Source organism: Exiguobacterium sp. S3, from assembly GCF_018617295.1.
Classification (GTDB): Bacteria; Bacillota; Bacilli; order Exiguobacteriales; family Exiguobacteriaceae; genus Exiguobacterium; species Exiguobacterium profundum.
This window is the reverse complement of sequence record NZ_JACSJW010000002.1, coordinates 689,788-703,225: the sequence shown is the minus strand read 5'-3', so window position 1 is coordinate 703,225 and position 13,438 is coordinate 689,788. Positions and strand designations below refer to the sequence as shown.

At 46.7% G+C, this 13,438-nt stretch carries 14 protein-coding genes; 2 read left to right on the top strand and 12 right to left on the bottom strand.

Annotated elements, in window-relative coordinates; all coding sequences use genetic code 11:
- Positions 1-134: 134 nt before the first annotated feature.
- The 3 genes from KNO65_RS08560 to KNO65_RS08550 form a co-directional block, all read right to left on the bottom strand.
- The gene (locus KNO65_RS08560) at positions 135-1,130 is read right to left on the bottom strand and encodes a Gfo/Idh/MocA family oxidoreductase (protein ID WP_214783240.1); all 996 of its coding nucleotides are present in this window, start codon (positions 1,128-1,130) and stop codon (positions 135-137) included.
- 56 nt (positions 1,131-1,186) lie between these two features.
- Positions 1,187-1,675, bottom strand: coding sequence for a GNAT family N-acetyltransferase (locus KNO65_RS08555; protein ID WP_214783237.1), 489 nt, complete (start codon positions 1,673-1,675; stop codon positions 1,187-1,189).
- Positions 1,676-1,749: 74 nt separating this feature from the next.
- On the bottom strand, positions 1,750-2,184 hold the full coding sequence (locus KNO65_RS08550) for an OsmC family protein (protein WP_074037078.1): 435 nt from the start codon (positions 2,182-2,184) through the stop codon (positions 1,750-1,752).
- 103 nt (positions 2,185-2,287) lie between these two features.
- On the opposite strand from KNO65_RS08550, the gene cls reads away from it, so the two are divergent.
- The gene (gene cls, locus KNO65_RS08545; protein ID WP_012726224.1) at positions 2,288-3,733 is read left to right on the top strand and encodes a cardiolipin synthase; all 1,446 of its coding nucleotides are present in this window, start codon (positions 2,288-2,290) and stop codon (positions 3,731-3,733) included.
- A 41-nt stretch (positions 3,734-3,774) separates the two neighbouring features.
- Here the strand turns inward: cls and KNO65_RS08540 are convergent, their stop codons facing one another.
- Positions 3,775-5,748, bottom strand: a complete 1,974-nt coding sequence (locus tag KNO65_RS08540; RefSeq protein WP_214783234.1) for a methyl-accepting chemotaxis protein — start codon at positions 5,746-5,748, stop codon at positions 3,775-3,777.
- A 233-nt stretch (positions 5,749-5,981) separates the two neighbouring features.
- On the opposite strand from KNO65_RS08540, the gene KNO65_RS08535 reads away from it, so the two are divergent.
- Entirely contained in the window at positions 5,982-6,617 is a 636-nt protein-coding gene (locus KNO65_RS08535; RefSeq protein ID WP_214783231.1) for a peroxiredoxin-like family protein, read from the top strand.
- 49 nt (positions 6,618-6,666) lie between these two features.
- Here KNO65_RS08535 and KNO65_RS08530 read toward each other — a convergent pair whose 3' ends face one another.
- From KNO65_RS08530 to KNO65_RS08495, 8 genes are all read right to left on the bottom strand, one after another.
- Positions 6,667-7,197: a GNAT family N-acetyltransferase gene (locus KNO65_RS08530; protein WP_214783228.1), complete on the bottom strand. Its 531-nt coding sequence runs from the start codon at positions 7,195-7,197 to the stop codon at positions 6,667-6,669.
- Positions 7,198-7,247: 50 nt separating this feature from the next.
- The gene (locus KNO65_RS08525; protein ID WP_214783225.1) at positions 7,248-7,895 is read right to left on the bottom strand and encodes an alpha/beta family hydrolase; all 648 of its coding nucleotides are present in this window, start codon (positions 7,893-7,895) and stop codon (positions 7,248-7,250) included.
- Between the two features lie 9 nt (positions 7,896-7,904).
- The gene (pyrH, locus tag KNO65_RS08520; RefSeq protein ID WP_214783222.1) at positions 7,905-8,660 is read right to left on the bottom strand and encodes a UMP kinase; all 756 of its coding nucleotides are present in this window, start codon (positions 8,658-8,660) and stop codon (positions 7,905-7,907) included.
- A gap of 67 nt (positions 8,661-8,727) precedes the next feature.
- Positions 8,728-9,075 (bottom strand): hypothetical protein, encoded by a 348-nt coding sequence (locus tag KNO65_RS08515; protein WP_214783219.1) that lies wholly within the window; start codon positions 9,073-9,075, stop codon positions 8,728-8,730.
- 37 nt (positions 9,076-9,112) lie between these two features.
- Positions 9,113-9,634, bottom strand: coding sequence for a GNAT family N-acetyltransferase (locus tag KNO65_RS08510; protein ID WP_012726215.1), 522 nt, complete (start codon positions 9,632-9,634; stop codon positions 9,113-9,115).
- Positions 9,635-9,775: 141 nt separating this feature from the next.
- Positions 9,776-11,686, bottom strand: a complete 1,911-nt coding sequence (locus tag KNO65_RS08505; RefSeq protein WP_214783216.1) for a PTS fructose transporter subunit IIABC — start codon at positions 11,684-11,686, stop codon at positions 9,776-9,778.
- Positions 11,683-12,612: a 1-phosphofructokinase gene (pfkB, locus tag KNO65_RS08500; RefSeq protein ID WP_214783213.1), complete on the bottom strand. Its 930-nt coding sequence runs from the start codon at positions 12,610-12,612 to the stop codon at positions 11,683-11,685. The genes KNO65_RS08505 and pfkB overlap by 4 nt, the downstream gene beginning before the upstream one ends.
- Entirely contained in the window at positions 12,609-13,352 is a 744-nt protein-coding gene (locus KNO65_RS08495) for a DeoR/GlpR family DNA-binding transcription regulator (protein WP_214734776.1), read from the bottom strand. Before KNO65_RS08495 ends, pfkB begins: the two co-directional genes overlap by 4 nt.
- Between the last annotated feature and the right edge of the window lie 86 nt (positions 13,353-13,438).

Here is a 13,438-nt window from a genome sequence, read left to right as displayed (position 1 = left end):
GCATCGATTTTTCATTTTCACACGTGGGATTATCCTTACAATTCAAAAGCATCAATCGGTTCACAAAGAAATCATCGCACGTTCTTTCAAATTGTGAATTGATCACCGGTTTAGTAAATCAACGAAAAAGCGTGTCAATCTACCGTGATGACTGTTCCTGTCTCACTGGATTGACGAGCAAGTTCAATCAAGCGGGTTGTCAATGTTGCATCTTTTAATGAAACGACGGGTTTCCGTACCTCATAACTATAAGCTAACTGTTGATAATACGCCAAATAGCTACCTTTCTCGATTTGAATGGACGAAACCTCTTCTTTGGATAATACACCAGTCTCTATAAGGTCACTTTCTAACTTTCCTTGCTTCAGAGCCTCTTCTTGAGGATCAAGTCCATATTTCAAGAAACTTCCTTGCGTACCATGCACTTCAAACCGAGGTGTTTCTCCAGCGATGAATGGGTTCGAACGAAGGTATACTCGCTTCTCACCGTAATAGAATGTCAGATGAAACCCATCGTCGGATTGGCCGCCATCTCGTTGAATCATCACATCTGCTTGAATACGATCCGGCTCTCCAAACAAGGCTAGAGTCTGGTCAATCAGATGACTTCCTAAGTCGAATAAAATACCGGAACCTGGTCCTGCATTTTCACGCCACCGGTCACGTACATTCGGACGGAAACGATCAAATCGAGATTCAACGACCTTCCAGTCCCCTAACTCGTTCGAGTCAAGTAACGACTTAACCGTCAAGAAGTCTCCATCATAACGACGATTCTGATAAACGTTGACGATGCCCTTCGATTTCGCTTCAAGTTCCATCAACTCATATCCTTCTTCCGTTGTCAGGAATGCGGGTTTTTCGACGAGCACATCTTTTCCTGCCTCAAGACATGCGACGATCATCTCTTTATGTAAATGCGATGGTGTCGTAATGACATATAGAGAAGCATCCGATTGAAGCGCCTCGTCTAATGTCGCATATACCGTGACACCAGGTAATTCAGCCTGCACTTCTTCCGGACGTGATGACACGACGCCACTCACTTCAAATGAGTCAATGACCTTTAAAAACGGTAGATGGAACGTGTTCGCCGAGAATCCGAATCCTACCAACATGGTTTTAGTCATATAAAACCCCTCCTTTTCGCTGTTGATAGTATATCAAAAAAAGGGTCTAATGACCCTTATGCACTCATGCTCTCATCTAATCTGTACTCGAACGTATTGTACCCGTTTCGTGAATCGACAAAGACGAAACCGAAACGTGGATAGTAATCATTTAGAAATTCATTGTCAGCGACACAATCAAGACGAATTGGTTCATCTTCATCGGCTTCCTCTAAGACATGCTCCATGAGTTGCTGTCCGACACCTTGCCCTTTTAGTTTTTCGCTGACGACGATTCGATGGATATATTGTCCACGCTCACTGTCGTCCCATAAGTCATCATCCCACTCATCTGGAGGTAACAATGCGATTGAAGCTAAAATTTGTTGGTCATCTTCAAAGACATATACACTACCTTCAGCAATGTCAGTGCGCACACGCTTTACGAGGTCCTGTTCCAAATATTCGGTCCATTGGTCGCTTCCTTGTTCATTTAGCGCTACGGCTCGTTGTTCGATTAGGTTCGCGATGTGTTTAGCATCGCGCTTCGTCGCGAGTCGAATCATAACGTCCTCCTTTAGTTATACAGTATTTGAAATACAAATATAACGGAGAACAACATGCCTTTCAACCATCTTGCTCACTCGTGAAAATCAAACGGAGTGACGTCTCCATCGTTCAATTGATAACTATACGTCAACGTTGCATTGAGGCTATGCGATACAGAACAATATCGCTCAACGGACAACTCGATGGCCCGCCGAACTCGTTCTTCCGATAACTCGCCTTTCAGGATATACAAGATGTGAATGGCTGTAAAGCGTTTCGGATGATCGGTCGCCCGCACCCCATCGATTTTCATTTCGAATGCTTCAATCGGCTGGCGCATCTTATGCAGAATCGACACGATATCGATTCCTGTACAGGATGCGGTCGCGTGAAGCAACATTTCTGTCGGACGAGGGCCTGTATCGAGCCCACCAACATCATCCGCCGCATCAAGTATTACCGTGTGTCCTGATGGCGTATGTGTTTCAAACGCCATCCCTTTCTTCCATACGACTTCCATGTTCATCATCTTCTCCCCCTATTTCATTTGATAGCATCCTATTCCCTCATTTGATGTATGATTAAGCTATGAATCGATTATAAAGGGGTGTATGTCGTTGGATTGGTCTATGATTTTCAGTTGGGGACTTTATATCGTCCTCGGGTTAAACATGTTGTTCGCACTCGCCGTCATCTTCGCCGAAAGACGTGACGTCGGCGCGACCTGGGCCTGGCTTCTTGTCCTGTTTTTCTTACCAGTGCTCGGCTTTATCGTCTATCTCTTCCTAGGGCGACAACTTAAGAAGGATAACTTCTATAATTTAAGTGTAGAAGAACGTTCCTTCCATTCGCTTCAAGTCGAAGCGCAACTTGAACAAATTCATACGCGCCAAACCCAGCTCGCGCAGCCGCTGTTTGAAAAGTATGACCAACTGCTTCAAATGAACTTACGATCGTCTAAATCGTTGATCAGTGTACATAACCGTTCCCTCATCTTGCACGACGGCGAACAAAAGTTCAAAGCGTTGATGGATGACATTCGCTCGGCCGAGACGGAGATCAATATTCAATATTACATCATCCAGCGTGACGCTCTCGGTCAGGCACTGTTGAAAGAGTTGATCGAACGTGCGAAAGCCGGTGTCAAAGTTCGACTCCTCTACGATGCGGTCGGCTCACGTAGTCTTCGGAACTCGGACTTTAAAGAGTTGATTGCGAACGATGGCGAGGTGCGTGTCTTCTTCCCACCAACACTCGGGATCATCAACTTCAAGTTGAACAACCGAAATCACCGAAAGGTCGTCATCATCGATGGGAAAATCGGCTATGTCGGTGGATTCAATGTCGGTACCGAGTATTTAGGTTTAGTCGAAAAATTTGGCTATTGGCGTGACACGCACCTGCGTGTCGAAGGAGATGTCGTTTACAATTTACAACACCGATTCATATTGGACTGGAATTATTCTGGTCACCGTAAACATGATCCTGAAAATGCCTTCTGCTTTGCGCGACATGACATTAAAGAAAATTCTCCGATGCAAATCGTCACGAGTGGACCAAACTCGGATACGGAACATTTGAAGAATATGATGATCAAAATGATCATGTCCGCCAAACGACGGGTCGTCATTCAAACGCCATACTTCATTCCAGACACGAGTTTTATGGACGCTTGCAAAATGGCACTCCATTCTGGCGTTCAGATGGATATCATGATCCCTGGAAAACCGGACCATCCATTCGTCATGTGGGCGTCCCTCTCGTTCCTTGGGGAACTCCTCGACTACGGGGCAAACGTCTATCTGTATGATGAAGGGTTTCTCCACGCGAAGACGCTCGTCGTCGATGATGAGATCGCGACCGTCGGGACGACGAACTTGGACGCTCGAAGCTTCCGTCTCAATTTTGAAGTGAACGCACTCATCTATGATGAGCGGGTCGCCCTCGAACTCGTTTCTTTATTCGAGACCGATACGGCGGTCAGTCGCACCTATACAGTGGAAGATTATGAATCTCGTAAATGGACGGTACGCGCCCGTGAAGGGGTGTCACGCCTACTTAGTCCAATCCTATAATAAGACATGAGGCAGAGCGGAGCGCTCTGCCTCATTGTCGTTTACAGTTTGAACCGCGAGACGAGATCTTGTAACTCCTCGGCCATGGTCGCGAGTGCTTTTGCTGACTGTGATACTTCTTCAATCGATCTCAATTGATCATCGGTCGTCGCCGCCACTTGCTTCGAGACGCTCGAATTCTCATCTGCGATGTCGGCGATTTGTGATGCCGTCGCTGCCACTTCCTGAACGTTCGCCGCAATCTCCTCGACGGTTGCGGTCACGTCTTCAATCCGTGGTGTCATCGCCACTGTCCGCTCCTTGATTTTCTCGAATCGGTCTGCTGTCATCTCAGATGACGCCAACCCGGCTTTCGTATGCGTAGATACTTCCTGCATCAACTGTACAGACTGTTCCGTCTCATGCTTGATTCGATCAATCAACGCCGCAATTTGTTTCGTCGACTGCTGTGACTGTTCTGCGAGTTTACGCACCTCGCTCGCAACGACCGCGAATCCTTTGCCGTTCTCACCCGCACGTGCTGCTTCAATGGCAGCGTTCAAGGCTAACAGGTTCGTCTGTTCAGCGATTCCATTGATGACCGTGACGATTTCTCCAATTTCGTTTGAGCGATGTGCCAATGAGTGAATGACACCCTCGAATGTCACGACAGACGCATCGATCGCCTGCATCTGCTTCACATTATCCTTCACGGTCGTCGAACCGTCTTCCGCCTCATTCGAGGTTTCGCGTGAAAGTTCAGACACGTCCATTGAACTCTCTGAGATTCGCATGATGCCGGATGTGATCGCTTGGAGCGATGTCGCATTGTCGTCAAGTTGTCGCTTCGAGCAATCGGCGCTGACTGCCATTTGATCAACTGCACGGGCAATCTGTTCCGATGAGGCCGTATTGTGTGCCGAATTGGCCATCAATTCTTGTGACGATGCGGCAACTTGACTGATTGAATCATCGAGACGGAGTAATACCATACGAAGTGAATCGCTCATTTCATTAAAACTCTCTGAGACAAGCCCGATTTCGTCGTTCGATAAGACGGTAATCGGCTCAGTCAAATCTCCTGATTTGATTCGTTCTGCTCCTTCTGTCAATAAACGCAACGGACGCAAGATTGAACGGAGAACGAAGTAGAGAAGAATGGCTGCAATCCCGAACATTCCGATGATGACGAATCCAGTCGTCCAAAGAATGCCGACAGTCTCGTCTTGAATCTCACCGTCATATAACGTACCGGCAATCTTCCATCCGGTGATTGGGTTCGTCACGAATGCTTTCTCCACACCTTCCCCATTCTCCGATACAGACAGAGTCCCTTCTTCCTTGGCAAAGAGCGAATCTGTCCAAGATTCATCAATCTTTTCACCGACAGCCGTCGACGGATGAATGACGACTTGTTCTGCCTGGTCGAAGATGGCAACGTATCCTTCTTTCCCGATTTGAATGGTGGATGCCACTTCAGCGATATCGTTCACATCGACGTCAACGGCGACCACACCACTACCGTCTGAAGTCTTCTTCGAAACCGTGATCATCATTTTTTGAGAGGCGGCATCGACGTACGGATTCGTGATGGCAACATCTTGTCCACTTGCTTCAGCCGCTTCATACCATGGACGAGTGCGTGGGTCATATCCTTCTGGCAATTCCTGCTCAGGATAGATCGTCATCGCACCTTCTGCTGAAGCGAAGTAGATGTTCGTCACTTTTGGATGTGTCTCTAAATACTCAGTAAACTTCTCTGCTAACGCTTGATTCGCTTCTCCCTCTTCATAAATGGAACTATCAATCCGATTCGCAAAAAACGAGATGTCCGTTTGAATCGGTTCGATGAGGTTCGTGACCTCATTGTTCATCCGGTCTACCCCCGAATTGGCGGACTGGATCATTTGAGACTCGATTTTACCTTTCGCCTGCGAATAGGCGACGATTCCAATCAATGTGGCTGGAATAATCAATAATAGAACGGATAAGACAATCAATTTTTGCTTGATACTAATCGTGCGCTTCTGTTTCATAAAACATCTCCTAACCCGAATAAAATGTTCAAGCGAGTTCGATGAGTCGAATCCCCCTTGGGTTATTCATCATATCGGTCAAAAGTCATTAAATCTGAAGAATTGATTGAATTATTCGAAAATTATTTTTCGGAAACTGAAATGGAGTTTCACCGTTGTGTTCGATTGAACAAATCATACTATTCGTATTTAGTTAAAATTTGAGTTACCATATCGGAAAAGGGAGTCAAATGATGAATTCATTATTGGAAGAAATCAAATCCTATAAAGATCAGTTCAAACAAAATGCACCTGCCGAGAAGCAACGATTGATGGCTCAGGCGACTCAAGAATTGAAAGATTCAGGCATCGCATCAGGGTTAACAGTTGGAGATCAAGCGCCGTCGTTTGAATTGCCTCACGCGGACGGGACAACCGTCAATTTGAAAACGCTCCTTGAAAATGGACCAGTCATCGTCACATTTTACCGAGGTGGATGGTGCCCATACTGTAACCTCGAGCTCCGCGCTTACCAGCGCGAGTTGGCAACGATTCAAGAAAAAGGCGCGACTCTTGTCGCGATCAGTCCGGAAACGCCGGATTATTCCCTTTCGACGAAAGAAAAGAATGAACTTGATTTTTATGTATTGAGTGATGTTGATAATATTGTCGCACGTCAATTCGACCTCGTCTTTGACATGCCAGATTACTTGATTGATATTTATAAAGCATCTGGACTAAATGTCGATGCACATAACGGGAACGAAGATTGGCAGTTGCCGAAACCGGCCACGTTCATCATCCAATCTGATGGAACGATTTCGTTAAGTGATGTGCCTGCTGACTATACAGAACGTGTCGACCCGAAAACGGTTATTGAAAAATTGTAAATTAAAGGAGATGACGCGCATCATCTCCTTTTCTATTCACTTATTTCGTTTATTGTCTTATAAACTCCTCGTGCAATATCGCGTACACCATGCTATCGGTCCATTCATTCTTATTCCAATAGTCTCTCAAGAAATGAGCTTCTTTTCTCATTCCAACCCGTTCGCATAATTTCTGGGAAGCTACATTTCTGGCGTCGAGATTAGCTTGTACCCTATGTAGATTGAGCTTTGTGAACAACTCCCCTAGCAATCCGCTCACTGCCTCCGTCGCATATCCTTTTCCTGAATGTGAATCAGAAAAACAATACCCAATCTCTACCGTATCTTTCATACCCGTGTACCAAACTGTGAGATCCCCAATCACTTCATCTTGATGTACGACTGCTAAATTCAACGTACTAGTCTCGGTAAGAATAGAATTTGTTAGTTTTTTATCAAATTCTTTCTTCCTGTTTTCAGACGTCCATGGCTCATGCAAAAGATATCTGCATACTTCTGGTTTTGTATACATTTCGAATGTAGCATGCAAGTCTTTCTCCATAAATGGTCTGATTTCTAAACGCTCAGTGGTAAATTTCAAGTCGACTCCTCCCTTTCATTTGATCGCGCAACTCTCCTCCGGTTCACGACCTATGAGGACATGATAAATTGCTCCACTCGCTTGACAAGTGTTTCAAGTAACCGTAGTGACCGGTATGTCTCTCCTGTGTACTCGAGGCTATGATTCATCTCCTTGACAATCTCGAGTTCGGTCAAGGCCAGATGTTCAAGACGCTTCATTCTCTCATCTACATAATGTTGGTCCGCCGTTCCTATGAGAATCATCTGTTGTCCTTTATGAGACTGGATCGCTTCATATATGTCGTCTTGTTTCAACAAAGGTGTCAACCAAACGAGTTTGGCATCATGAAACACGTTTCGGGTGAGTTCACTTGCCATCGCGACCGTACCGAGCGATTTTCCGACGATGATGTATTGTTGAACGGAATCAGTATGTAGGATTTGATCGATGACGAGTCGAACATCATCAACAATTGCCTTATTTACATCGACTGAATCGTACCGCTCGTCGCGATAGTTATAGTTGACTTCGAGAACGTTCAACCCATTCTCTATGCACAATCCAGTCGTATAGCGAAACATTGGAGAATCATTTGTATATCCGTATCCGGGCAACAAAATCACGAGTGTGTCGGATGACGAATCAGGCTGCAGGTACGAATACGGGACGGGTATTCCGTTTTTCCCAATGACGTGACCATCTGTTACTTCATACATGCTGTCTCCTCAATTCTGCAAGAGCTGCGTTTCATGGTGATGAATCATCGTTCCAATGCTCTCTCCTTCGAGAATACGATGAATGGCGTTCCGCTCCTTGAAGTCGAACAAGTGAATCGGCAAACCGTGATCTCTCGCGAGAAGCAATGCCGATTGATCCATCACTTTCAAATCATTCGAAATGACATCGTTATAGTGAAGGGTTTCAAATTGACGAGCGTCCGAATCCAAACGAGGATCGCGGTCATATACGCCGGAGACACCGTTCTTTGCCACGAACAAGGCATCACATCCCACTTCGATGGCACGCTGAACAGCAGGATAGTCTGAAGAGACGAACGGTTGACCGTTACCGCCTGCAAAAATGACGATATATCCTTTTTTCAAATGATTGATGGCTCGAAGTTGAATGTACGGTTCGGCTACGCTCGGCATTGGAATCGATGTCATGACGCGCACTTCTCGAGTCGTATCTCGTTTCAAGATTCCACGTAGCATCAATGAATTCATGACCGTCCCGAGCGTCCCGATACTGTCAGCCTCCACGCGATTGATCCCCCACACTTCTGCTTGATTCCCGCGAAAAAGATTTCCCCCGCCGATCATGATACATACTTCAACCCCGCTTTTTGCGAGTGACAATATTTCTTCAGCTATCAGGCTGAGACTCATTTCGTCAAAATTATCCGTTCCATCACCGGCTAGAGCGGCTCCACTTAACTTGATACAAATTTTTCGGTGCTTCAATGTCTCCCAACCCTTCATTTGGAATTTTTTGTTCAATTCAGTATAGAAGAGATTGTTTGATTGAACAACAGTATTCCATTTTGATTCAATGGGACATTTTTTCGTATTCTTTGTAAGTCTCCTCAAACATATAAAGTCCACCGATCTCTTCATCGATAAACGTATACAAAGACATTTCAAAGTCTGAAGGTTGTCTTTCGGTGAAACACTCTTTTACTCTAAGTAACCCTTCTCTTATATACAGCTTTCCCTTTTCGGTATTCTCGTTTGAGATATAGTACCGTCCAAGATCAAGGTGGTAACGAGGGAATTCTGGGTACTCTGCAATTGCCTTTAACAGATACGCTTCATACTGATCTGGACGTTCATAACCATGTAGATTGGCCATCGAATAGTAGAGGATCCCTTTTGATTTAGCATCCATTTCACTCAACAAAAAAAGACCGTAGAACATTCTACAGTCTTAAAGCTCAGGCTCCCATGATGGAGTCATGACGGGTCGTTTCCCATCCATACGCCACTTCTCGAAGCATCAATTCACCAAACTCTCGATCTTTCTGGTCGATGACCTGCCCTTGTTTTCGCTCATAAAAAGTACGAAACGGATTCATCTCAAGTGCCCAGATCAAGAGTCCTGCCTCACACATCGATTGCACGGCATGTTCAAGGAGAGCGGACCCGATTCCGTTCCCTTGATGATTCTCTAAAATATAAATGGCATACACTTCATTCGTGTGGTCTGGATACTCTCCTGTCCGCTCTTCTCCGTAAAGAACGAAGCCCACGATTTCGTCCTCGACAATCGCCACAAAGCCGGCTACTTCTTGCCGACGAAGGGCGGTCCGTAAGCGTTCCGCCCATTCGATGGAGCCGGATGATACTTTTAGCAAATACTCGGTCGGTACGATCCCCCGATAGGTCGTACGCCACCCGTTCACACGCACTCTCGCAATCCCATACACATCATCTGGTTTGGCGACCCGAATGTCCAATGTGACCCCCTCCTCACCCGAAGCTTTACAAATAGTTTACCACAAATCCCCAACTTGCAATCCGAGATTATGTGAAAATTGAACGGACATCCACAACAAAAAAGACGTCACCTTTAGATAAAGGCGACGTCTTTTATCACGTTATGCAACTTCTTTAGATTGGACTGGTGTAGAAGTTGTTAACGGTTTTTTCAAGAACGAGAGGAGCAATGCTCCGACCACCGCACCTGCCAAGATGGCGAGTGCATAGAGGCCCATACTCACCGCGACGTTTCCAGCTCCTTCAAGAAGTGGGAAGACGAAGATTCCTCCGTGTGGCGCTGGTAATTGAATCGTGAAGAATGCGGATAATCCTCCTGCGATGGCAGAACCGAGAATCGCTGATGGAAGAACGCGAATCGGGTCCGCAGCTGCGAATGGGATTGCCGCTTCCGTGATGAACGAAGCTCCCATGATATATGCTGTTTTTCCTGCTTCGCGCTCTTGTTTCGAGAACTTTTGACGAGCGAAGACAGTTGATGCGAGTGCGACGAGGAGTGGTGGTACCATCCCTCCAGCCATGACGGCTGCCATGACTTCTTGGTTACCCGCTGTGAGTGCTGCCGTTCCGAAGACGTATGCTGTCTTGTTGATCGGACCACCCATATCGACTGCCATCATCCCACCGACGATGACTCCTAAAAGGATAGCGTTTGCGCCGCTCATACTGTTCAACGTATCCATCAACCATGTCATAAGTGCAGCAATCGGTTCATTGACGACGAGCAACATGACCATACCTGAGATAAATGATCCAAGTAAAGGATATAAGAGGACCGGTTTGATTCCTTCAAGTGAAGCTGGCAACTTCGCAAGTGCCTTTTTCAAGAAGAGGACGACATAACCTGCCAAGAAACCAGCGATGAGACCACCGAGGAATCCGGCGTTCCCTTGACTTGCAAGTACCCCTGCCACGAGACCTGGTGCGAGACCTGGGCGATCGGCAATCGACATCGCGATAAAACCGGCGAGAATCGGAACGAGGAAGCCGAATGCAGCTCCACCGATTGTCATCAATTGTGCAGCAAATTCATTGTAAGACGGGTCATCCGGGTTAGCAGAGTTGATGCCCCAGAAGAAGCTGATGGCAATCAAGAGTCCACCTGCGACAACGAGTGGAAGCATCGCAGATACACCGCTCATCAAGTGCTTGTACACGCCTGTACGTTGTTCTTTCGAAGCGCCACCTGATGTTTTCGAAGCCTCATATACCGGCGCATCTTGTTTCACCGCACGATTGATAAGTTCTTCAGGTTTCCGAATCCCTTGTGCGACCGGAACTTCGATGACTCGTTTACCAGCGAAACGATCCATTTCAACAGCCTTGTCCGCTGCGACGATGATCGCTGTCGCCCGGTCGATATCCGCGCGCGTCAATTCATTTTTTACACCAGTCGATCCGTTCGTTTCGACTTTAATATCGACGCCCATCGCTTCCGCTTTTTGCTTCAAGCTATCTGCTGCCATATACGTATGAGCGATTCCTGTCGGGCATGCCGTGACCGCTAAAATGAACGGTGCATCTTCATTCGTCTGTTTGACGACTTCCGGCTTCGCTTCTGCCGCTTCTTTTTCTTCGATGGCACGGATGACATCGCTTTCAGAAGTGGCTGCATAGAGACGCTCTTGGAATGCAGGGTCCATCAAGTAAACTGAAAGTTTAGAGAGTGTTTCAAGGTGTTCATTATTCGCGTTTTCTCCTGCCGCAATCATGAAGAAGAGGCGGCTCGGTTGTCCGTCTAACGCTTCGTAGTCGACGCCTTCCGAGCGACCGAATGCGATTGCTGGCGTTTTGACCGCACTCGTTTTCGCGTGAGGAATGGCAATCCCTTCTCCGAGGCCGGTCGTGCTCTCGCTTTCACGTTTTAGAATCGCATCGCGATAACCGTTGCGATCGGATAGTTTACCAGCGCGATCGAGGACATCGACAAGTTCTTCGATGACCTCACGCTTAGAACTCGCGCGTAGATTCAATTGAATCGTGTCGCGTTGGAGCAAGTCCGTGATTTTCATGTTGTTTCCTCCATTCGTTTAAGTGGCGTAAGTTGTACTTGATCGATCAAGCGATCGATCTCTTGTTTTGAACATAGGCCGAACGTATAAGCAGATGCGCTTCCTGTCGTGACCGCGTATCGAAATGCTTCTTGTTCACCTTTTCCTTTCACATTCGCGACAAATCCGGCGACGAGTGAATCTCCTGCACCAACCGAGTTCACAAGTTTCCCGACCGGTGTGTTCGCTGTGACGGCTCCGTCCTTGTTAACGAGTAGTGCCCCGTCTCCCGCAAAGGAGATGATGACGTTTTTCGCCCCGCGTTTGACGAGCTGTTCGGCATAAGGTAGAGCTTCTTCAAACGTTTCAATCTCGGTATCAAACAATTCACCTAATTCATGGTGATTCGGTTTGATCATGAGTGGTTCAAGCGTGAGCACCTCGAGCATGGCATCTTTCGTTGTATCGACGACAAAGTCGGCACCTTTTTCGCGAATCGATTCAGCAATGGTCCGATATAGCGAGTCTGGTAGGTTGCTCGGGATACTACCCGCGAGGACGACGATATCGCCTTCTTGAACTTGATCGAACTTGGCCGTCAACAGTTCGAGCTCGCGCTCTGTGATATTCGGTCCGCTCGCATTCAGTTCTGTTTCCTCTTTCGCCCGAATCTTGACGTTGATCCGGGTGTTCCCATTCACCTCTACGAAATCGGTGTGTACACCGTGATCGACGAGTGACTTTTTAATGAAGTCACCGGTCGTCCCACCGATGAAACCAAGCGCTTTCGTCTCTTGTGCATATTCCCGAAGAACGATGGAGACGTTGATTCCTTTACCGCCTGCGCGCTCCGTCGTCTCTTCGATTCGGTTCACTTCTCCTAGATGTACTTCAGGTAATGTTACGTAGTAATCAATAGAAGGGTTGAGTGTTAACGTGTAAATCATTTCGCATTCACCACCTTTGTGATTGTTTGGATGGAACTCATTGACTCACTGCTTGATGTGATCAACTGTGCGGCATCTAACGTCGCGACTCGGCTGAACGTTCGTTTCCCGATCTTCGATGCGTCCGCGAGTACGAACGAGGTTTGTGCCAATTCGATTGCCGTTTTTTTGACAAGCGCTTCTTCTGGGTCCGGGGTCGTGTAACCCGCTTCAAGGTCGATTCCATTCATTCCGAGAAAGGCGAGGTCGACGCGATAATTCATCATGCTCTCCCGTGCGTTATACCCAACCAATGCCTGAGTGGAACGCTTTAATTCTCCGCCAATCACAAACGTCTTAATATCAAGATCAAATAATTCATTCGCAATCGGTAAACTGTTTGTGACGACGACAATCTTTTTGCCTTGTAAAAACGGAACCATCGCCTGAGTGGTTGTACCGGCATCTAAATAAATCGACATCCCGTCTTCGATGAACGTTGCGGCCTTCCGTGCAATCGCAACTTTTTCATCTACGAACCGGTCTCGCTTTTCTTCGAATGTCGGTTCCTCATCTGGAGTCGCAATGAGTGTTGCGCCTCCGTGAACCCTTGCCAGATACCCTTCCGCTTCGAGGTCCGTCAAATCTCGACGAATCGTCGACTCGGATGAATCCGTCAAATCAACCAATTCTTTTAATTTGACGACCTTCTGTTCAGATAAGCGTTGCAAAATCAACTGATGTCGTTGTTTCGTTAACATCTTGTTCCCTCCATACGTCTAATATAAAGCGTTTTCATTATAAAAACAACTAAAATCATTCAAAAACATTCATTTTCATTCAATTT

Bases quoted from the DNA above. Each gene is read 5' to 3' on its own strand.
- pyrH (WP_214783222.1), bottom strand. From the start codon at position 8,660: ATGAAGGGTTGGGAGACATTGAAGCACCGAAAAATTTGTATCAAGTTA.
- cls (WP_012726224.1), top strand. From the start codon at position 2,288: ATGATTTTCAGTTGGGGACTTTATATCGTCCTCGGGTTAAACATGTTG.
- KNO65_RS08535 (WP_214783231.1), top strand. From the start codon at position 5,982: ATGAATTCATTATTGGAAGAAATCAAATCCTATAAAGATCAGTTCAAA.
- KNO65_RS08525 (WP_214783225.1), bottom strand. From the start codon at position 7,895: ATGTATGAAGTAACAGATGGTCACGTCATTGGGAAAAACGGAATACCC.
- pfkB (WP_214783213.1), bottom strand. From the start codon at position 12,612: ATGATTTACACGTTAACACTCAACCCTTCTATTGATTACTACGTAACA.
- KNO65_RS08505 (WP_214783216.1), bottom strand. From the start codon at position 11,686: ATGAAAATCACGGACTTGCTCCAACGCGACACGATTCAATTGAATCTA.
- KNO65_RS08540 (WP_214783234.1), bottom strand. From the start codon at position 5,748: ATGAAACAGAAGCGCACGATTAGTATCAAGCAAAAATTGATTGTCTTA.
- KNO65_RS08495 (WP_214734776.1), bottom strand. From the start codon at position 13,352: ATGTTAACGAAACAACGACATCAGTTGATTTTGCAACGCTTATCTGAA.
- KNO65_RS08560 (WP_214783240.1), bottom strand. From the start codon at position 1,130: ATGACTAAAACCATGTTGGTAGGATTCGGATTCTCGGCGAACACGTTC.
- KNO65_RS08550 (WP_074037078.1), bottom strand. From the start codon at position 2,184: ATGAACATGGAAGTCGTATGGAAGAAAGGGATGGCGTTTGAAACACAT.
- KNO65_RS08555 (WP_214783237.1), bottom strand. From the start codon at position 1,675: ATGATTCGACTCGCGACGAAGCGCGATGCTAAACACATCGCGAACCTA.